We start from the raw sequence: 20,276 nt of genomic DNA, 5'->3' as shown, positions 1-20,276 counted from the left end.
TTACCAACGGTAGTGTGCGAACGCCTTGTTGGCTTCTGCCATACGGTGAACGTCTTCACGTTTCTTAACTGCAGTACCTTTGTTTTCTGCAGCATCAGAAAGTTCGTTCGCCAGGCGCAGAGCCATGGATTTATCACCGCGTTTACGAGCAGCTTCAACGATCCAACGCATTGCCAGAGCATTACGACGGACCGGACGGACTTCAACTGGTACCTGATAAGTAGAACCACCAACGCGGCGAGACTTAACTTCGACAGTCGGGCGCACGTTTTCGAGAGCTACTTCGAAAGCTTCCAGTTCGTTTTTACCAGAACGCTGAGCCAGGGTCTCCAGCGCGCTGTATACGATAGTTTCGGCAGTAGATTTTTTACCATCTACCATCAGGATATTTACAAATTTAGCCAGCAGTTCTGATCCGAACTTCGGATCCGGCAGAATTTTACGCTGACCAATGACGCGACGACGTGGCATGGAAATACTCCGTTGTTAATTCAGGATTGTCCAAAACTCTAAGAGTTTAGTTTGACATTAATATAAAACGTTTGGCCTTACTTAACGGAGAACCATTAAGCCTTAGGACGTTTCACGCCATACTTGGAGCGTGATTGCTTACGGTCTTTAACGCCGGAGCAGTCAAGCGCACCACGAACGGTGTGGTAACGAACACCCGGGAGGTCTTTTACACGACCGCCACGGATCAGGATCACGGAGTGCTCCTGCAGGTTGTGACCTTCACCACCGATGTAGGAAGTCACTTCAAAACCGTTAGTCAGACGAACACGGCATACTTTACGCAGTGCGGAGTTCGGTTTTTTAGGAGTGGTAGTATATACACGAGTACATACGCCACGTTTCTGCGGGCATGCTTCCAGTGCAGGCACGTTGCTTTTTGCAACTTTGCGTGCACGTGGTTTGCGTACCAGCTGGTTAACTGTTGCCATTAAATAGCTCCTGGTTTTAGCTTTTGCTTCGTAAACACGTAATAAAACGACCTCATACAATATGAGGACGCAGAATTTTAGGTCGGTGTCGAAAAGGTGTCAAGAAATATACAACGATCCCACAATTACCAGGACATCTGGCTGGGATGCTTCACCGTAAGTCTGACGAAGTCAGTATAGCTAACCCTGACGACACTGTCTGAAATTTGACCGCTCAACCCGCGAGCCTTAATGTCTTCTTCCAGTACATAGACCTTAATGGAGGCATTTTGCAGACTTTCAAGGAAACGGCTTCCTTCGATTGCTGCCGTCACGCCATCCTGGAGCAATAAAAGTTCATCGTCTTTATCAATCAGACGAAGAAGAGAGGAGAAATCGGTAAGCCACGCGGAGCGATGTAGTGTGTGCAGCATGAGAGTCTCAAAACCTTAAAATGACGTCATAGTTGCCTAACTCACGGCGTAAATCTTCCGGTTCAAGCGCTGTCGCATCGATCACAAAATTACTCCCCTGCTGAAGGCCCCGCTCGCGTAATGAGGCAGCGCAGAGCCAACATTGATCGATATCGTACAACCCTAACAGTTTGAAGGTCGCGATATAGTCTCGCGCCAGCACGGCATCCGGTTGCTGTCCCTGAAGGATTTGAAAGACGCCATCACCGATAAAAAACACGCCGAGGTCTTCCGTTAATGCAGAGGTCGCCAGCAATGCATCTAACCCTTCACGGCCAGATGCGCTGCCGTGCGGCACGGTAGAAAAGACAAAAGCAACACGTTTCATCAGAATTGCACCACGCGATCGCAGGTCAGGGATGCCTCAGCCAACGAACCAAGCCCGCTGAGGTTAAAACCTGATTGTAAATTAGCTCCTGCCAGCCCCAGCCGCTTTGCCTCAGTCTCATCAACCACGCCGCGTCGCAACGCCGCAGCCACGCAAATATTCAGTGTTACACCATGCTGTTGGTTCAGCTGTTGCCAGGCCCGTACCAGATCGTATTCATCACTGGCAGGCGAAGTGAGTAGGTTGGCGTTATACACACCTTCACGATAGAAAAAAACGCTGCTTAGCTCATGCCCTTCTTTGAGTAGCGCATGAGCAAATTGCAACGCGCTGCTCGCCTGCTGCGTGCCGTACGCTGGCCCCGTCACCATGATGGCAAAACGCATTACTTATCTTGCCCCTGGAAATCGCCACTTTTGAACTGACGAATATAGAGGTAGACCGTATGTTTGGAGATGTTCAGCCGATCGGCGACCTGGTTGATGGCATCTTTAATATCGAAGATGCCTTTCTCATACAAATTCAGGACGATCTGGCGGTTCTTCGCGTTGTTGGAAACATTACGATCGGCATTCACTTCTTCGATTGTGAATTCCAGCGTCTGGGTAACCAGATCTTCCACCGAAGAAGCAAAGTTGACGGCAGAGCCCACTTCCGGGGTTTCCGGTGGGATAAAGGTATTCATTATCTGCGAGAAAGGGACATCAAGGTTCATGTTGATGCACAGCAGACCAATCACGCGATGCTCACGGTTGCGAATGGCAATCGTCACCGACTTCATCAAGACACCGCTTTTCGCACGTGTGAAGTAACACTTCGACACGCTGCTATCCGCACCCGTCATATCATGCAGCATACGCAACGCAAGGTCAGTAATCGGTGAGCCAATTTTACGGCCCGTGTGTTCACCGTTAGCAATGCGGATGGCCGAGCATTTCAAATCCTGCAAAGAGTGCAATACGATTTCACAATGGGAACCAATGAGCATCGCCAACCCGTCCACTACCGCTTCGTAGGATTTGAGGATATCGAAGTCGGTTTGATCGAAAGGACGTTGATCCAGCAAATCTAGCTCACTGGTTTCGTTGGTTAAAAGCGACCTGGACATGAAAAAAAGCACTCCTTTTCAGGAGCCTGTCGTTATGTTGTCAGGGCAGGCTCATCACTATTATAGGGGCATCTAAAGTAATACAGCGCACAAGGCGCTTTCCAGTATTAATTATATCCTGTCGATAATAAAAAACCGCCGCCCTGTGGGCGGCGGTTTTTGTTAGCTTATTTTTTGCTGCTGTCTGCAGCTTTATCTGCCGGTGCAGCATCTGGCTGCGCGTCAGCTTTCGGTGCCGGTTTGATGTCTAACAGTTCAACATCAAAGACCAGCGTAGAGTTGGCCGGAATGCCCGGAACGCCCGTTTTGCCGTAAGCCAGATCCGGTGGGATAACCAGCTGGATTTTGCCGCCTTTCTTGATGTTTTTCAGGCCTTCAGTCCAACCCGGGATCACGCCGTCAAGACGGAAAGAGAGCGGCTCACCACGGGTATAAGAGTTATCAAACTCTTTACCATCGATCAGCGTACCTTTGTAGTTAACAACCACGGTATCGCTGTCTTTCGGTGCAGCGCCGGTACCTTCTTTCTCTACTTTGTAGACCAGGCCAGTAGCCGAGGTTTTAACGCCTTTCTCTTTAGCAAATTTCTCGCGGTAAACTTTACCTTTGGCTTCGTTGTCAGCCGCGTCTTTTTCCATTTTTGCCTGAGCGGAGCTCTTCACGCGCGCTTCAAACGCCTGCAGAGTTTGTTCGATTTCCTGGTCAGACAGTTTGCTCTTGTCTGCAAACGCATCCTGAACACCAGCGATCAGCTGATCTTTATCCAGTTTGATGCCCAGCTTTTCCTGCTCTTTCAGAGAGTTTTCCATATAACGACCCAGGGACGCGCCCAGCGCGTAAGCGGCTTTTTGGTCGTCATTCTTGAATGCTGCTTTGCTGTCAGCAGTAGCGGCTGGTTTCGCAGCATCAGCAGCGAAGGTGATCGGGGCATGCAGAGCAACAGCCATTGTGGTCGCCAGCAGCGTTACTTTAAACAGTGATTTCATCCATATCTCCAGGGCCGGGGCATCTCACCCCAGGGTTAACTAACATAAAAATGTACTATAAAGCGTTGCAGAACAAATCAACATACAGGCACGCCCTATTATCACCACTTTTCAGACTCTTTTTGTTTAAATTAGTTTCGTTACCGAAGATTGAGTGCTGTGCAAACAGGCAAAGTTAAGTAGAATTCGCCGCAGTCCGCGATCTGCCGGAGAAAAAAGAAAGAGGTGAATCATGCAGGATACAACAATGGAAACTCGCCTGGCTGAACTGGAAAGTCGCCTGGCATTTCAGGAGATAACCATTGAAGAGCTCAACGTGACGGTGACCGCGCATGAACTGGAAATGGCCAAACTGCGCGACCATCTGCGTCTGCTGACGGAAAAGCTCAAAGCAACGCAACCGTCCCACATCGCGTCGCAGTCTGAAGAGACCCCTCCGCCACATTATTGAGACGTAAAAAAAGCGGGGATATCCCCGCTTTTTTTGTGTCCGAAAGCGCTAACGCTTATCGGATCTACTCACATATACCCAAAGGATTTCAAATCACAGCAAGGCGGCAAGCTTGAGGAAGTCCTGGGAGCATAGATAACTATGTGACCAGGATTCGAAAGCGCAGCCAACACCGCTGTGGGTTGAAAGACGAAGGGTATTAGTGGCAACCGCAGCCGCCGCCGTTACCTTTACCGCCACCGCCGCAGCAGCCTTCGCCGCCGTGCTCGTGACCATGGTCGTGGCCGTGTCCACCGCAGCAACCGTCATGACCGTGGTCATGATCGTGGTCGTGACCGTGCGCACCGTGAACGTGGCCGTGAGCCAGTTCTTCTTCGGTCGCTTCGCGGATAGCAACAACTTCTACGTTGAATTTCAGATTCTGGCCAGCCAGCATGTGGTTACCGTCAACCACAACGTGGTCGTCTTCCACTTCGGTAATTTCTACCGGTACTGGACCCTGGTCAGTTTCAGCCAGGAAACGCATGCCAACCTGCAGTTCGTCAACGCCCATGAAGACGTCTTTAGGAACGCGCTGCACCAGGTTTTCGTCGTACTGGCCGTATGCGTCGTTTGCGCCAACAGCAACATCGAATTTGTCGCCAACTTCATGACCGTCCAGCGCTGTTTCCAGGCCAGAAATCAGGGAACCGTGACCATGCAGGTAGTCCAGCGGTGCACTCACCGGAGACTCATCAACCAACACACCGTCTTCTGTACGTACCTGATAGGCCAGGCTGACCACCAGGTCCTTTGCTACTTTCATGATATCTCCTGAGCATGGAAAGAATAGTGGCGCAGATTGTAGCGGAATTCTGCACCCGTGTACCCTCTAGCTTAAAAAAAGCTGCGCCATATCGCTAGTCCGGATGAAAAATCCCTATCACTTGCTCTTCTTTGCGAACGTGCTCGCGCGCCTCTTTATCGGCTTCCCGCATCTGATGACCGCACTTAACACACTCAACAATATCGATATTATTTTCACGCCACATCGCCAGCGTATCCTGCGACTGGCAGGACGGACATTTTGCGCCTGCGATAAAACGTTTACGAATTGCCATGATTATCCTCTACTCAAATTCATCCCAGCCATCCAGCTGACGTCGCTCTTGCTGCATCTCTCGTTGGAAAATTTCCTCCAGCTCGCGCCGTGCTTCCCTTGCTCGAGAGATTTGTACCGTATCTGTATGCATGGGGATCAGTTCCCGCAGCATGCGCATATCCAGCCGACGGAAATGCAGCTGAGCACGCTGGGCCTGGTGCGGATGCATCCCCAGTGTAACCAGCGTTTTACGCCCCAACTCCAGCGCACTGGAGAACGTTTCGCGGGAAAACTGCGTCACACCGGCCTGTAATAACTCATGCGCCTCTACACGTCCGCGCGCTCGCGCAAGAATATGCAAATGCGGAAAATACTGTTGGCACAGTTCCACCAGTTTCATTGTGTCTTCAGGCTCATTACAGGTAATAACAATAGACTGTGCCGCCTCTGCCCCTGCGGAGCGCAACAGTTCCACCTGAGTGGCGTCACCGTAGTAGACCTTATAGCCATATTTGCGCATCAGATTCACCGCGCTGATATCTCGCTCCAGGACGGTAATACGCATTTTATTGGCCATCAACAGGCGACCAATAACCTGACCAAAACGCCCAAACCCCACCACAATCACCTGCGGTTTATCATCTTCCACCCAGGGTTTTTCGTCTTCCTCATCCGTGCCGTTAAACTGGCGGGAGAGCCATTTATCAATCAGCTTCATCACCAGCGGCGTGGTCATCATCGACAGCGTGACGGTCACCAGCAGCAACGCCATTTGGTCGCCCTGAAACAGCCGTTGCGAGGATGCCGTTGAAAACAGCACGAAAGCGAATTCACCGCCCTGACTTAAAACCCCGGCAAATTGCATCCGTTCAGAGCTTCTCATGCCGTTAAGACGCGCCAGTACATACAGCACCAGCATTTTAACGACCACCAGCACGATCACGCTCGCTGCCACCCACAGAATATGGGTGTAGAGCACGCCGAGATTGAGCGACATGCCAACGGAGATAAAAAACAGCCCGAGCAACAGTCCCTTGAACGGATCGATTGCCGTTTCCAGCTCATGTCGGTATTCACTTTCCGCCAGCAGCACACCCGCGATAAACGTTCCCAGCGCCATCGACAGCCCCAGCGCATCCATAAATAAAGCAGAACCCAGCACCAATAGCAGCGTGGCAGCGGTGAACACTTCCCGCACGCCAGAATCCGCAATAAAGCGGAAAACCGGACGCAGCAAATAGCGCCCGCCAATCAGCATGCCGGCAAAGGCCAGCACCTTCATTCCCACTTTAATCCAGTCAAAATGTTCGTCAGCAGACCCCGCCAGCAGCGGAACCAGCGCCAGCGCAGGGATCACCGCCAGATCCTGAAACAGCAGCACCGAAAAACCCAACTGCCCGGATTCACTGCGGTTCATGCCTTTTTCGCGCATCAACTGTAGCGCCATCGCGGTCGATGACATCGCCAGACCAATGCCGCCAACCACTGCCGCCTGCCAGGAGAACGCAGTGAGCATCAATAATCCGGCCAGCACCACCGCGCTCAGCATCACCTGCGCGGCGCCGACGCCAAAAATTGAACGCCGCAGTTGCCACAGCTTGGCCGGGTTAAGTTCCAACCCAATGATGAACATCAGAAAAACTACGCCCAGCTCGGAAAAGTGCAGGATTTCATCCACATCACTGATGAACCCTAATCCCCACGGGCCGATGGCAATACCCGCCAGCAAGTATCCCAACACCGGGCCGATACCCAACCGCGATGCCAACGGTACCGCCGCCACCGCTGCGAAGAGGAACAACACTCCGGCTGTCAACAAATCTGAACCTTCCATCAGCGGCCTCCCACAGGGATCGGATTCGCCAGCCAGTCACCATACGCTTTCGCATGGCTGTCCAGCTCCTGCTTCGTTTGCCTTCTGGCCCAGTAAACGATAATAGGGCTCATCCAGTGCATGCGGCACATACCGGCCGTCAGCTCGAAAGGGCGCAGCACATCGCTCATTGGATAACGGTTTAGCGCGTCATAGCGGTAGGCACTTTCCGGTTCTCCGGTAGTGATAACGCTACGCCAGTACTTTCCCGCCAGTTGATTCCCCCCGGGACCGCTGGCAAATCCACGGCTCAGTACGCGGTCAAGCCACTCCTTTAACAGCGCCGGACAGCTATAGGTATAGAGTGGGTGCTGAAAAACAATCACATCATGCTCACGCAGCAGCGCCTGCTCATGCGGAATATCGATAAAAAAATCAGGATAGTGCGCGTAAAGGTCGTGCACGGTAACATTGCTGAGCTGCATGGCCGGTTTAAGCAGAACACGGTTCGCGACCGAGTCCTGAGATTCCGGATGGGCATACAGCAGCAAGACTTTCGCTGGCTGGAACATCATCCCCCTCCCGGTTTTGTCTTTTGTCTATTTTCGACGTTTTGGGCTACCATTGCGCCTCGGTGCGGCAAACGGCCCGCACATTACATTATCATAATGATAAATTAACATAGTCTGAACATACGGCGCCTTATGATTGTTTTCTCATCGTTACAAATTCGTCGCGGCGTGCGCGTCTTGCTGGACAATGCCACGGCCACCATTAATCCAGGGCAGAAGGTTGGCCTGGTGGGTAAAAATGGCTGTGGTAAATCTACCCTGCTGGCATTGCTGAAAAATGAACTCAGCGCCGACGCTGGAGGATTTACCTATCCGGGAAACTGGCAGCTCGCGTGGGTGAATCAGGAAACGCCTGCGTTGCCACAGCCCGCGCTGGAGTACGTCATTGACGGCGACCGCGAATATCGTCAACTGGAAGCGCAGTTGAACGACGCCAACGAACGTAACGATGGACATGCCATTGCCACTGTCCATGGCAAGCTGGATGCCATCGATGCCTGGACCGTGCGTTCACGCGCCGCCAGCCTGCTGCATGGCCTCGGTTTCTCCAACGAACAGCTTGAACGGCCGGTCAGCGACTTCTCCGGTGGCTGGCGTATGCGCCTCAACCTGGCCCAGGCGCTGATTTGCCGTTCAGACTTACTACTGCTCGATGAACCTACCAACCACCTCGATCTCGACGCGGTGATCTGGCTGGAAAGATGGCTGAAAAGCTATCAGGGCACGCTGATCTTGATCTCCCACGACCGAGACTTCCTCGATCCGGTGGTGGATAAAATTATTCATATCGAACAGCAAACCATGTTCGAGTACACCGGCAACTACAGCGCGTTTGAAATCCAGCGTGCGACCCGCCTCGCGCAGCAACAGGCCATGTACGAAAGCCAGCAGGAGCGCGTGGCACATCTGCAAAGCTATATCGATCGCTTCCGCGCTAAAGCAACGAAAGCAAAACAGGCGCAGAGTCGTATCAAAATGCTGGAACGCATGGAGCTGATTGCCCCAGCGCACGTGGACAACCCGTTCCACTTCAGCTTCCGTGAACCGGAAAGCCTGCCAAACCCGCTGCTGAAGATGGAAAAGGTCAGCGCTGGCTACGGCGATCGCGTCATTCTCGATTCGATCAAACTGAACCTGGTGCCGGGTTCCCGCATCGGTCTGCTCGGTCGCAACGGCGCGGGTAAATCGACGCTGATTAAGCTGCTGGCCGGCGAACTGGCCCCCATCAGCGGCGAGATTGGCCTGGCGAAAGGCATCAAGCTGGGCTACTTCGCGCAGCACCAGCTGGAGTTTTTACGCGCCGATGAATCACCAATTCAGCATCTGGCACGCATGGCGCCGCAGGAGCTGGAGCAGAAACTACGAGACTACCTGGGTGGATTCGGCTTCCAGGGCGATAAAGTCAGCGAAGAGACTCGCCGCTTCTCCGGTGGCGAAAAAGCGCGTCTGGTGCTGGCATTGATCGTCTGGCAGCGCCCGAACCTGCTGCTGCTCGATGAACCGACCAACCACCTGGACTTAGATATGCGTCAGGCGCTGACCGAAGCGCTGATCGATTTTGAAGGCGCGCTGGTTGTCGTCTCGCACGACCGTCACCTGATCCGCTCCACCACCGACGACCTCTATCTGGTACACGACAAGAAAGTCGAGCCGTTTGATGGCGATCTGGAGGATTATCAGCAGTGGCTGAGCGATGTCCAGAAACAGGAAAATCAGAGCGACGAACCAGCGAAAGAGAGCGTTAACAGCGCCCAGGCACGTAAAGACCAGAAGCGTCGTGAAGCGGAACTGCGCACTCTGACGCAACCGCTGCGCAAAGAGATCACCCGTCTGGAAAAAGAGATGGAGAAACTGCACGCGCAGTTAGCTCAGGCGGAAGAGAAACTCGGCGACAGCGAACTGTACGACCAAAGCCGCAAAGCCGAACTCACCGCTTGTCTGCAGCAGCAGGCCAGTGCGAAATCCGGGCTGGAAGAGTGTGAAATGGCCTGGCTGGAGGCTCAGGAGCAGCTTGAGCAGATGCTCGCCGAGTAGTCATAATTGCCGGATCTGACGCCAATACGTCCTATCCGGCATTTTTGTTGAATTATCCCTGCATCGCCAGACGCTGGCGGATTTCTTCGAAATGCTCGCGGTTAAACAGCTTGCCGTTGAGAAAACGAGTTTTCAGCTCCCCTTCCTGCTCTTGTTTCCAGGTTTGTTCATCATGCAGACGCAGTTCCCCTTGCTCATCACGCGTGACGCGAAGCAGACCACGGGCTGAACGCTTCAGGCCATTATCGGTTTTCGGCTCTTTGAAAATCATCCGGCCTTTGCCGTCGACTTCTCCCCACGTCGCTTTCATCGCAAAACCGAAGGTGTCACGCGTGTTGTACTGATAGGTAAAGGAACCGACGCCAAACACGACGTTTGAACTGGCAAATCCTTTCGCTTCCAGACGACGCAGGATCTCATTCGCCCGCTCAAGGGTGATGGAGTCGCCATAAATCAGTCCAACATGCGGGTCGAGCACCTTGTAACCTTTAGCGTTAATCGTGCCGCCAAAAATCTCCCACAGCACTTCCACGGACCCTTTCTCCTGAGCGGTACGATCGCTGCTTGTATCGTTATCTTCGCCAGTACCGCACAGAATCTCTACCGGGTTGCCGCTATCCGGACGGAATACCACACGACCTTCACGCGCCAGAATGATGCCCTTCAGTTCACGGGTATATTCCGTCAGCACCTGCCAGTAGTCCCAGGTATCAGATACTATCGATACAAATCCTTGCGGGTAGAGATCGGCAATCAGGCGGCGGAAGGTTTCAATCTCATGCTCGCGCTCGCCCATACACATCACGCTGTGTTCAGTAGCTGGAATGCTGGCGCCGATAAAATAGGGCTCGCCGTCGGTGTAGTAATCGCGGGCGTACAACAGAGATGGAATACTGTCGGTCCCTTTAAAGCTCAACAAATGCCCACTGCCCGCCTGCATGGTGTCCTGTAATCCGGACATACCGCGAAATGAAAAGTCATGGCACTGGAAGTCAAGATGCGTCTGGTCGCTACAGGTTTTCTGTGCCCAGCGTGCGCAGATTTTGCGGTAATGGTGAGCAATCGTGGCGTTTGTCGACGCTTTCCACAATTCCGCCGACAGGACGGTCTCCAGGTAATTCACCAGCCAGAAAAATTCGGGTTTGGTGTTGATAATGGTTAAAACCGGCACCGTCATTGGGACTTTGCTACCTTCATCCAGCGCCTTGATGTGCAGCGGCAGATAGCCCAACTGATGCAATGCACGAATATGGTCCACCGCCACTGCATCTTTGCCGAGATAGCTATCCATGACCTGTTTGTATTCACTCACAACCTCATCTTCCGGGCGGGCAAAGAACGCCTCATTAAACAGGTCGACTAAAAACCACTGCATAAACCCCTGCAGGCCGAAAAATACCAGTTTGCCATCCGCCAACGGCGAGGAGAAAAAGCGATCGCTGCGTGGGGTAAAGTTGGAATATACGCGACGGGTGCCCTGCGGATACTGCACGCGGTGAGACACTTTGTAGCCGTCGATAGCTAAAATTGGATTCATTTTCATAACAGGTGTCTCCCTCAGGCGCGGTAAATCGCGTCAATATCGATAAGTTCAAGCTGCGGATGTTCCAGCGTCGGGGCAGCTAAAGAAGTGGTGGTGTAGATGGCGTCAATACCGTTAGCAAACAGGTGTTCAACGCCCTTAGAAAAGATCCCGTGGGTGACGTACAGGCTAACGCTGCGGGCACCGGCATCACGTAGCACCTGCGCAGAACCTATGAAGGTGCCGCCAGCATCACACAGGTCGTCGACAATCAGCAGATCCCTCGCCCTGACGTCTCCGGCCAATAACGCAAATCCCGTCAGGCTGCCGCTTGCCACATCACGTTTTTTGCTCAGGATGGCGTACTGCTCCACACCGGCCGCTCTGGCTACGGCATCAATCTTCTTCAGCGATCCTGCATCGGGAGCAACCAACATCAGCGCGTTTTGCTGAAACAGCCGCGATAATGACGCGCTTTGCATCAGGCAAACCTCCTGGGGGATCGCCACAAAGTTGTCGATTGCAGCCGCCGCCGCGTCACTGTGCGGGTCGAGCACGTTGACCTTGTCAAATTTCAACGTATTGAGCTGACTGGCGAAGACTTTCAGCGCAAAGCTGTCACCCGATACCATATGTCTGTCCTGACGCGCCCACGGCAGCCAGGGAAGGTCGAGATGGCTGACCAGTACATCGGTCTGATGACGGACCGCCTCAACCAGTTGCGCCAGCAGCATAAAATCGTTCATATCGCGCATAGCCGTGGCACGGATGCGCATCAGGCGAGCAAAGGTTGGCAACGCATCGGTGACTTTTAACCAGACAGCACCATCAGGAAAAACACCGCTGGCAACGGCATAGACCTGGTCGTCCAAAGTTAGTGTCAATTTTATGTTCATCGCGCTCACCCCTTAATTGTGTCCCTTCGACACAATTAATAATGTCTCTAAGACACATATTAAGCAAGCAGAAAATGAATTATTTTTAAGCTGTTAGTTAATCTACTGATAAATAATGAGAAAAAACGAACCTTGCCCCCCGGTGCCGGGCTGGTACACTTATCAGCGTTACAAATCATCGTGAGTACCTTATGACCACCGAAGCCGACTACCTGAATCAGTACGACGCCAGCCGCTTCCCTTCACCTCTGGTGACGGTAGATAGTGCGTTATTTACCCTGCATCAGCAGGCGCTGTGCGTATTACTGGTCGAGCGGGCAAAGCAGCCGCAAAAAGGACGTTGGGGATTACCCGGCGGCTTTATTGATATCGAAAACGATGATTCAACCCGTGCCACCGCGCTGCGCAAACTCACTGAAAAAACGGGTGTTTCGCCTTCGTGGCTGGAACAAATGGATACCTTTTCCGGGCCTGATCGTGACCCGCGCGGCTGGAGCCTGACGGTCACCTGGTTTGCACTAATCGCCTGGGTAGACTGCGCGCCCCATATCGCCAGCGTCAGCAATGCCCGTTGGGTGCCGGTTGATGAGTTGAAAAACTATTCACTCGCGTTTGATCACGAGAAAATCATTACAGCGGCGCTGCATCGCTTGCGGCAAAAAACGATGTACTCGCTCCTGCCAGTGTACTGCTTGCCGGAAACATTTACCCATGGGCAACTACTCGAAGCCACTGAGGTGATCCTCGGTCAGTCGATCCAGCGTAAAAGTCTGATTCGTCGCTTTGAAGCGTCAGGAATGTTTGAAGATACTGGAGAAAGCGTGGCGACAGGGACGCGTAAAGCCCGCCTGTGGCGACGTAAACCTAACGTCGATTTTCATTTTTTCTCGCGTAACCTGCTGACTGACTAGCGACAAAATCACATATTGGCTAACCCGCACGCGCTGTGCGCGGTATAGTTATTCTTTCCGATTATTAATTGCTCCGGTGTTATGGTTGAAATCACGTCCACAGAAATGACCCCACCTACCGACGATTCGCGAGAATTCCGCCCGATGCGCGGTATCAGTAACCGCCATCTGCAGACGATGCTGCCGCGATTAATTCGCCGTAAGGTGAAGTTCGACGCCCACTGGCAGCGTCTGGAATTGCCCGACGGTGATTTCGTCGATCTGGCGTGGAGTGAAGATCCACAACAGGCGAAACACAAACCGCGCCTGGTGGTTTTTCACGGTCTGGAAGGTAGTCTGAACAGCCCCTACGCACATGGCCTGATTGAAGCAGCACAAAAGCGCGGCTGGCTGGGCGTGGTAATGCATTTTCGCGGTTGCAGTGGTGAGCCCAATCGTTTGAACCGTATTTATCACTCCGGTGAAACAGAAGATGGCACCTGGTTTTTACACTGGCTGGAACGTGAGTTCGGTCGCGCACCGACCGCCGCGGTAGGTTATTCACTCGGTGGAAACATGCTGGCTTGTCTGCTGGCAAAAGAAGGCAACAATATTCCGATAGATGCAGCGGTTATCGTTTCTGCGCCTTTCGTGCTCGAAGCCTGTAGCTACCATATGGACAAGGGCTTTTCCCGTGTCTATCAGCGCTACCTGCTCAATTTATTGAAAGCCAACGCCTCGCGTAAGCTTGAGGCGTATCCCGGTTCGCTGCCGGTAAGCCTGGCCCAGTTGAAATCTTTGCGCCGCATTCGCGATTTTGACGATCTGATCACCGCCAAAATCCACGGTTTCGCCGATGCTATAGACTATTACCGCCAGTGCAGCGCCATGCCGTTGCTCAATCGGATCGCCAAACCAACGCTGATTATCCATGCTAAAGACGATCCGTTTATGGATCATCACGTGATCCCGAAACCGGAAAATCTGCCTTCGCAGGTGGAATATCAGCTGACTGAACATGGCGGCCACGTCGGATTTATTGGTGGCACAGTGCGCCGTCCTGAGATGTGGCTGGAATCAAGAATCCCGGACTGGCTGACAACGTATCTGGAGGCGTCATCATGATTATCCCATGGCAAGATATCTCTCCGGACGCGCTGGACAATCTGATTGAAAGCTTTGTCTTGCGTGAAGGCACCGATTACGGTGAACATGAACGCTCGCTCGAACAAAAAGTCGCCGACGTCAAACGCCAACTACAATCAGGTGAAGCCGTGCTGGTGTGGTCCGAACTGCATGAAACGGTCAACATTATGCCGAGGAAGCAGATTCACGAGTAATCCGTAGCCGCCGGCCGACTTTACTATAATTACAACCATTTCATGGAGTTGTTATGTCTGCCAAACATCCGGTGATTGCGGTAACAGGATCCAGCGGCGCGGGGACCACCACCACCAGCCTCGCGTTTCGTAAAATTTTCGCGCAGTTAAACCTGCGCGCCGCCGAGGTGGAAGGTGACAGTTTTCACCGCTATACCCGTCCGGAAATGGACATGGCGATTCGCAAAGCACGCGATGCCGGGCGGCATATCAGCTATTTCGGCCCCGAAGCTAACGACTTCGGTCTGCTGGAGCAAACCTTCATTGAATACGGCCAGACGGGCAAAGGTCAGTCGCGTAAATACCTGCACACCTACGATGAGGCCGTACCGTGGAATCAGGTTCCGGGGACATTCACGCCCTGGCAGCCGCTGCCTGAACCGACGGATGTCCTGTTCTATGAGGGACTTCACGGCGGCGTTGTCACCCCTCAGCAAAATGTGGCCCGGCATGTCGATCTGCTGGTTGGCGTGGTGCCGATCGTGAACCTGGAGTGGATCCAGAAGCTGACCCGCGATACCAGCGAGCGTGGACACTCGCGTGAAGCGGTGATGGACTCGGTGGTGCGCTCAATGGACGATTACATCAATTACATCACGCCACAGTTTTCCCGTACGCATATCAACTTCCAACGCGTACCAACCGTCGATACCTCTAATCCCTTTGCCGCCAAGAGCATTCCGTCACTCGATGAAAGCTTTGTCGTTATTCATTTTCGTAATCTGGAAGGGATCGACTTCCCGTGGCTACTGGCCATGCTGCAGGGCTCATTCATTTCTCATATCAATACGTTGGTCGTACCGGGCGGAAAAATGGGTCTGGCGATGGAATTGATTATGCTGCCGCTGGTGCAGCGACTGATGGAAGGCAAAAAGATAGAGTGATATGTGGAAAGCGCCCGATGGCGCTTCGCTTATCGGGCCTACGACTCAACATCACCCTGTAGGCCGGATAAGGCAACGCCGCCATCCGGCATCAGCAATTACGCGGCAACCACTTCATAGGAGTGGGTAATGTTCACCGCCTTTTCCAGCATCAGCGCCACGGAGCAGTATTTTTCCGCCGAAAGATCGACCGCACGTGCGACGGACGCATCTTTCAGATCGTTACCCGTTACGATGAAATGCAGGTTGATATGGGTAAACAGGCGCGGCGCTTCATCACGACGCTCGGAGGTCAGCTTCACTTCGCAGTTGGTCACATCCTGACGACCCTTTTGCAGGATCGACACCACATCAATTGCGCTGCAACCACCCGCAGCCATTAAGACCATTTCCATCGGGCTCGGCGCTTTATCACCGGAATTACCGTCCATCAAAATCTGGTGGCCAGAGGCGGACTCACCGAGGAAGGTCAGCCCTTCAACCCACTTAACACGTGCTTGCATATTTTATTACTCCGATGCATCAATTTTCCTGACAGATTACGCGCACACAACAAATCTCGCAACGGAAGGCGACCTGCGTCATGCTGAAGCGAGACACCAGGAGACACACGGCGAAAGCTATGCTAAAACAGTCGGGATGCTACAGTAATACATTGACGTACTGCATGTATGCAGAGGACATCACATTACAGGCCGTCGCACGTATTGACAGCCCCCTTCCCAGGTAGCGGGAAGCACATTTTTGCAAACCCAGAGACAGGATGTTTTTTGGCTCTGGAGACAGCTTATAACAGAGGATAACCGCGCATGGTGCTTGGCAAACCGCAAACAGACCCGACTCTCGAATGGTTCTTGTCTCATTGCCATATTCATAAGTACCCATCGAAGAGCACGCTGATTCACCAGGGTGAAAAAGCGGAAACGTTGTACTACATCGTTAAAGGCTCAGTGGCAGTGCTGATCAAAGATGAAGAAGGGAAAGAAATGATCCTTTCTTATCTGAATCAGGGCGATTTTATTGGTGAATTAGGCCTCTTCGAAGAAGGTCAGGAACGCAGCGCCTGGGTCCGTGCTAAAACTGCATGTGAAGTCGCTGAAATTTCCTACAAAAAATTTCGCCAATTAATCCAGGTCAATCCAGATATTCTGATGCGCCTGTCCTCTCAGATGGCTCGCCGTCTGCAGGTCACGTCTGAAAAAGTGGGCAACCTTGCCTTCCTCGACGTTACCGGTCGTATCGCGCAGACTCTGCTGAATCTGGCGAAACAGCCTGATGCGATGACCCACCCGGACGGTATGCAGATTAAAATCACCCGTCAGGAAATCGGCCAGATCGTTGGCTGCTCCCGTGAGACCGTCGGTCGTATTCTGAAGATGCTGGAAGATCAGAACCTGATCTCCGCACACGGTAAGACCATCGTCGTCTACGGCACACGTTAACCCCATCGAAGTGGCGCGTTACCCCGTAATGCGCCACTTTTGTTTGCTCCGATGTGGCGAAGACTGATATACCACCCAGAGATCAACTACGCACTACGACAAACGCTGGTGCTATGTTTACCTGTGGCCGTCGGCCTGATCATCGGTCAGCTTCATCTGGGACTCCTCTTTTCCCTCGTCCCTGCCTGCTGCAATATTGCCGGTCTTGATACCCCGCATAAGCGCTTTTTCAAACGCTTAGTGATTGGCGCGTCTTTGTTTGCCGGATGCAGTCTGATCATGCAATTACTGCTGGCACAGACTATACCGCTGCCGCTGATCCTCACCGGCCTGACGCTGATTCTTGGTGTAACCGCAGAATTAGGCCCTCTGCATGCGCGACTACTACCTGCCTCGCTTATTGCGGCAATTTTCACACTCAGTCTGGCAGGTAACATGCCCGTCTGGGAGCCGCTGCTAATCTACGCGCTGGGCACATTGTGGTACGGTCTGTTCAACTGGTTCTGGTTCTGGATGTGGCGCGAGCAGCCGCTGCGTGAGTCGCTTAGCTTGTTGTACCGCGAATTAGCCGATTACTGTGAGGCCAAGTACAGCATGCTGACCCAGCATGCCGACCCAGAAAAAGCGCTGCCTCCCCTGCTGGTGCGCCAGCAAAAAGCGGTGGATTTAATTACCCAGTGCTATCAGCAAATGCATATGTTGTCGGCGCATCGCAACAACGATTATAAGCGCCTGCTACGTGCCTTTCAGGAGGCGCTCGATTTACAGGAACATATTTCCGTTAGCCTCCACCAGCCGGAAGAGGTGCAAAAGCTGGTCGAACGTAGCCACGCCGAACAAGTGATTCGCTGGAACGCGCGCACTGTCGCCGAACGCCTTCGCGTACTGGCCGATGATATTTTGTATCACCGCTTACCGACCCGTTTCTCAATGGAAAAGCAGATTGGCACGCTGGAGAAAATCGCCAACCAGCATCCGGACAATCCGGTAGGTCAATTTTGCTACTGGCACTTCAGCCGTATTGCCCGTGTGCTACGCACCCAGCGACCACTGTATGCCCGTGATTTAATGGCTGACAAGCAGCGTCGGCTGCCGCTGATCCCTGCCCTGAAAAGCTATTTGTCGTTGAAATCCCCTGCGCTGCGTAATGCCGGACGCATCAGCGTCATGTTGAGCATTGCCAGCCTGATGGGCAGCGCCTTACACCTGCCAAAACCTTACTGGATTTTGATGACAATCCTGTTCGTCACGCAAAATGGCTACGGGGCAACCCGGGTACGTATTTTACACCGTTCAGTAGGGACGCTCGTCGGCCTGGTGATCGCTGGCGTCACGCTGCACTTTCATATTCAGGAAGGTTACACGCTGGCAGGCATGCTGCTGATAACCCTGGTGAGTTATCTGACCATCCGCAAAAACTACGGCTGGGCTACCGTCGGCTTTACGGTCACCGCGGTATATACCCTGCAACTGCTGACGCTGAACGGGGAACAGTTTATCGTGCCTCGGTTTATCGATACGATCACTGGCTGCCTGATCGCTTTTGGCGGGATGCTCTGGCTGTGGCCGCAGTGGCAGAGCGGTTTGCTGCGTAAAAACGCCCACGATGCGTTAGAAGCCGATCAGGAGGCCATTCGCCTGATTCTTAGCAACGATCCCCAGGCCACACCGCTGGCGTATCAACGCATGCGGGTCAACCAGGCGCATAACACGCTGTTCAACTCACTTAACCAGGCGATGCAGGAACCTGGGTTCAACTCGCACTATCTGGCGGACATGAAACTGTGGGTTACGCATAGTCAGTTCATCGTCGAACACATCAACGCAATGACTACGCTGGCAAGGGAACATACGATGCTGACGCCGGATTTGGCGCAGCGTTATCTGGAGTCCTGTGAAATCGCGATCCAGCGCTGTCAGCAGCGGCTGGAATATGACGGACCCGGAAGCTCCGGCGATGTGAATATTCTTGAGGCGCCAGAGATGCTGTCCCATGGGCCTTTAAGCACCCTTGAGCAGCATCTGCAGCGGGTTTTGGGGCATCTGAACACCATGCATACCATTTCGTCGGTAGCATGGCGTCAGCGACCGCACCATGGGATCTGGCTGAGCCGCCGGTTGCGGGACATGAAAGGTTAAGATCGACTGCCGGATGCGCTACGCTTATCCGGCCTACGAATCACACCTTACCCTGTAGGCCGGATAAGGCGCTCGCGCCGCCATCCGGCAATCAGCCCACCACCTTCGCTACCGCCTGCGCGAAGCGCTGCATCCCTTCATCGATATCAGTCTGCTCCACCACCAGCGACGGCGCGAAACGCATCACGTCCGGTCCGGCGTTCAATACCATCACGCCTTCATTCGCCGCGGCGTACAAGAAATCACGCGCCCGGCCTTTAAACTGCGGCTTCAGTTCGGCGCCAATCAGCAGTCCCATACCGCGAATGTCGCTGAAAATGTCAAACTGCTGGTCAATTTTCTGCAAATGCTGAACAAACGCCTGGCGTTTGGCCTGAATACCTTCCAGCACTTCCGGCGTATTGATGATATCAAACGCAGCTCCCGCAACCGCGCAGGCCAGTGGATTACCGCCGTAAGTGGAACCATGCGAACCCACGTGGAACGCCGAGGCAATCTCCTGGGTGGTCAGTACCGCGCTCACCGGGAAGCCGCCGCCGAGCGCCTTGGCGCTGGTCAGGATATCCGGCGTCACGCCGTAGTGCATATAGGCAAACAATGAGCCGGTACGCCCCATCCCGCTCTGTACTTCATCAAATACCAACAGTGCCTGGTGCTGATCACAAAGTTCACGCAAGCCTTGCAGGAATGCCGGCGTTGCTGCAGTAACGCCCCCCTCTCCCTGAATAGGCTCGATCACCACCGCGCAGGTGTGATCGTCCATCACCGCTTTGACCGCATGCAAATCGTTAAACGGGACATGGATGATATCTGCCGGCTTTGGTCCAAAGCCGTCGGAATATTTCGGTTGCCCGCCGACGGATACGGTAAACAGCGAGCGGCCATGAAACGCGTTATGGAAGGCAATGATTTTGGTTTTGAACGGGCTATGACGCACGCAGGCATAGTGGCGCGCCAGCTTAAAGGCGGTTTCGTTAGCTTCGGTACCGGAGTTCATGAACAGTACGCGTTCGGCGAAAGTCGCATCAATGAGTTTACGACCTAAGCGTAACGCCGGTTCGTTGGTGAAAACGTTGCTGGTATGCCACAGGGTTTCACCCTGGGTTTTTAACGCCTCAACCAGCGCAGGATGACAATGCCCTAACGCGGTAACTGCAATGCCGCCCGCGAAATCAACATACTCTTTACCCTGTTGATCCCATACTCGACTCCCTTTCCCTTTTACCGGGATAAACTCAGCCGGTGCATAAATCGGCAGAATCACTTCATCGAATGTCGCGCGTGTAATTGCAGTTTGTTCAGTTGCCATGTCATTACCACCCTGTTAAGCAGAAATGCTAGTGAAATTATAATCACAA

Annotated in this window: 22 protein-coding genes and 1 pseudogene; 8 read left to right on the top strand and 15 right to left on the bottom strand. The window is 53.2% G+C overall.

Annotated elements, in window-relative coordinates:
- The 7 genes from rpsG to fkpA all read right to left on the bottom strand — a co-directional run bounded on the left by rpsG (position 1) and on the right by fkpA (position 3,815).
- On the bottom strand, positions 1–471 hold the full coding sequence (rpsG, locus tag SK39_RS13535; protein WP_003023657.1) for a 30S ribosomal protein S7: 471 nt from the start codon (positions 469–471) through the stop codon (positions 1–3).
- A gap of 95 nt (positions 472–566) precedes the next feature.
- Positions 567–941 (bottom strand): 30S ribosomal protein S12, encoded by a 375-nt coding sequence (rpsL, locus tag SK39_RS13530; RefSeq protein ID WP_003023654.1) that lies wholly within the window; start codon positions 939–941, stop codon positions 567–569.
- A gap of 125 nt (positions 942–1,066) precedes the next feature.
- Positions 1,067–1,354: a sulfurtransferase complex subunit TusB gene (gene tusB, locus SK39_RS13525; RefSeq protein WP_003023651.1), complete on the bottom strand. Its 288-nt coding sequence runs from the start codon at positions 1,352–1,354 to the stop codon at positions 1,067–1,069.
- 7 nt (positions 1,355–1,361) lie between these two features.
- Entirely contained in the window at positions 1,362–1,721 is a 360-nt protein-coding gene (tusC, locus tag SK39_RS13520; RefSeq protein WP_003837966.1) for a sulfurtransferase complex subunit TusC, read from the bottom strand.
- On the bottom strand, positions 1,721–2,107 hold the full coding sequence (gene tusD / locus SK39_RS13515; RefSeq protein ID WP_003023646.1) for a sulfurtransferase complex subunit TusD: 387 nt from the start codon (positions 2,105–2,107) through the stop codon (positions 1,721–1,723). Before tusD ends, tusC begins: the two co-directional genes overlap by 1 nt.
- The gene (locus SK39_RS13510; protein WP_003023643.1) at positions 2,107–2,829 is read right to left on the bottom strand and encodes a helix-turn-helix transcriptional regulator; all 723 of its coding nucleotides are present in this window, start codon (positions 2,827–2,829) and stop codon (positions 2,107–2,109) included. The genes tusD and SK39_RS13510 overlap by 1 nt, the downstream gene beginning before the upstream one ends.
- Before the next feature lie 167 nt (positions 2,830–2,996).
- Positions 2,997–3,815, bottom strand: a complete 819-nt coding sequence (gene fkpA, locus SK39_RS13505; protein WP_003023641.1) for an FKBP-type peptidyl-prolyl cis-trans isomerase — start codon at positions 3,813–3,815, stop codon at positions 2,997–2,999.
- Positions 3,816–4,047: 232 nt separating this feature from the next.
- On the opposite strand from fkpA, the gene SK39_RS13500 reads away from it, so the two are divergent.
- Positions 4,048–4,266, top strand: coding sequence for a protein SlyX (locus SK39_RS13500; RefSeq protein WP_003023639.1), 219 nt, complete (start codon positions 4,048–4,050; stop codon positions 4,264–4,266).
- Between the two features lie 199 nt (positions 4,267–4,465).
- Here SK39_RS13500 and slyD read toward each other — a convergent pair whose 3' ends face one another.
- From slyD to kefG, 4 genes are all read right to left on the bottom strand, one after another.
- Entirely contained in the window at positions 4,466–5,071 is a 606-nt protein-coding gene (gene slyD, locus SK39_RS13495; protein ID WP_003023634.1) for a peptidylprolyl isomerase, read from the bottom strand.
- Between the two features lie 94 nt (positions 5,072–5,165).
- Complete coding sequence (locus tag SK39_RS13490) at positions 5,166–5,366, bottom strand: YheV family putative zinc ribbon protein (RefSeq protein WP_003023632.1); 201 nt, start codon at positions 5,364–5,366, stop codon at positions 5,166–5,168.
- A gap of 9 nt (positions 5,367–5,375) precedes the next feature.
- The gene (gene kefB / locus SK39_RS13485; RefSeq protein ID WP_003023630.1) at positions 5,376–7,181 is read right to left on the bottom strand and encodes a glutathione-regulated potassium-efflux system protein KefB; all 1,806 of its coding nucleotides are present in this window, start codon (positions 7,179–7,181) and stop codon (positions 5,376–5,378) included.
- Complete coding sequence (kefG, locus tag SK39_RS13480; RefSeq protein WP_003023629.1) at positions 7,181–7,732, bottom strand: glutathione-regulated potassium-efflux system ancillary protein KefG; 552 nt, start codon at positions 7,730–7,732, stop codon at positions 7,181–7,183. The genes kefB and kefG overlap by 1 nt, the downstream gene beginning before the upstream one ends.
- Positions 7,733–7,864: 132 nt before the next feature.
- Here kefG and SK39_RS13475 point away from each other — a divergent pair, with 132 nt between their 5' ends.
- A complete protein-coding gene (locus SK39_RS13475) occupies positions 7,865–9,766 on the top strand; it encodes an ABC transporter ATP-binding protein (RefSeq protein WP_003023627.1) in 1,902 nt (633 codons plus the stop codon).
- A gap of 52 nt (positions 9,767–9,818) precedes the next feature.
- On the opposite strand, the gene SK39_RS13470 is transcribed toward SK39_RS13475, so the two are convergent.
- Positions 9,819–11,309, bottom strand: a complete 1,491-nt coding sequence (locus SK39_RS13470) for a nicotinate phosphoribosyltransferase (RefSeq protein ID WP_048217090.1) — start codon at positions 11,307–11,309, stop codon at positions 9,819–9,821.
- Positions 11,310–11,323: 14 nt separating this feature from the next.
- Complete coding sequence (gene prs, locus SK39_RS13465) at positions 11,324–12,184, bottom strand: ribose-phosphate diphosphokinase (protein WP_048217089.1); 861 nt, start codon at positions 12,182–12,184, stop codon at positions 11,324–11,326.
- Positions 12,185–12,375: 191 nt separating this feature from the next.
- Here prs and SK39_RS13460 point away from each other — a divergent pair, with 191 nt between their 5' ends.
- The 4 genes and pseudogenes from SK39_RS13460 (at position 12,376) to SK39_RS13445 (ending at position 15,337) form a co-directional block, all read left to right on the top strand.
- A complete protein-coding gene (locus SK39_RS13460) occupies positions 12,376–13,095 on the top strand; it encodes an NUDIX hydrolase (protein ID WP_003837957.1) in 720 nt (239 codons plus the stop codon).
- A 35-nt stretch (positions 13,096–13,130) separates the two neighbouring features.
- Positions 13,131–14,199: pseudogene (locus tag SK39_RS13455) on the top strand (hydrolase).
- On the top strand, positions 14,196–14,414 hold the full coding sequence (locus SK39_RS13450; protein ID WP_003023615.1) for a YheU family protein: 219 nt from the start codon (positions 14,196–14,198) through the stop codon (positions 14,412–14,414). Before SK39_RS13455 ends, SK39_RS13450 begins: the two are co-directional and overlap by 4 nt.
- Positions 14,415–14,467: 53 nt before the next feature.
- Positions 14,468–15,337, top strand: a complete 870-nt coding sequence (locus SK39_RS13445; RefSeq protein ID WP_003827751.1) for a phosphoribulokinase — start codon at positions 14,468–14,470, stop codon at positions 15,335–15,337.
- Between the two features lie 98 nt (positions 15,338–15,435).
- On the opposite strand, the gene SK39_RS13440 is transcribed toward SK39_RS13445, so the two are convergent.
- Positions 15,436–15,840 (bottom strand): OsmC family protein, encoded by a 405-nt coding sequence (locus tag SK39_RS13440; protein WP_003023611.1) that lies wholly within the window; start codon positions 15,838–15,840, stop codon positions 15,436–15,438.
- Between the two features lie 306 nt (positions 15,841–16,146).
- On the opposite strand from SK39_RS13440, the gene crp reads away from it, so the two are divergent.
- Positions 16,147–16,779, top strand: a complete 633-nt coding sequence (crp, locus tag SK39_RS13435; RefSeq protein ID WP_000242758.1) for a cAMP-activated global transcriptional regulator CRP — start codon at positions 16,147–16,149, stop codon at positions 16,777–16,779.
- Between the two features lie 51 nt (positions 16,780–16,830).
- Positions 16,831–18,918: a YccS/YhfK family putative transporter gene (locus tag SK39_RS13430; RefSeq protein WP_003837947.1), complete on the top strand. Its 2,088-nt coding sequence runs from the start codon at positions 16,831–16,833 to the stop codon at positions 18,916–18,918.
- Positions 18,919–19,009: 91 nt separating this feature from the next.
- Here SK39_RS13430 and argD read toward each other — a convergent pair whose 3' ends face one another.
- Positions 19,010–20,227 carry a bifunctional acetylornithine/succinyldiaminopimelate transaminase gene (gene argD, locus SK39_RS13425; protein WP_048217088.1) on the bottom strand — a complete coding sequence of 406 codons (1,218 nt, stop codon included), beginning with the start codon at positions 20,225–20,227 and terminating at the stop codon, positions 19,010–19,012.
- Between the last annotated feature and the right edge of the window lie 49 nt (positions 20,228–20,276).

The sequence above is a fragment of the Citrobacter sp. BIDMC107 genome (assembly GCF_001037575.1).
Lineage (GTDB): Bacteria > Pseudomonadota > Gammaproteobacteria > Enterobacterales > Enterobacteriaceae > Citrobacter > Citrobacter freundii.
The sequence above is the reverse complement of the archived record's forward strand: the minus strand, read 5'-3'. Positions and strand labels throughout refer to the sequence as shown.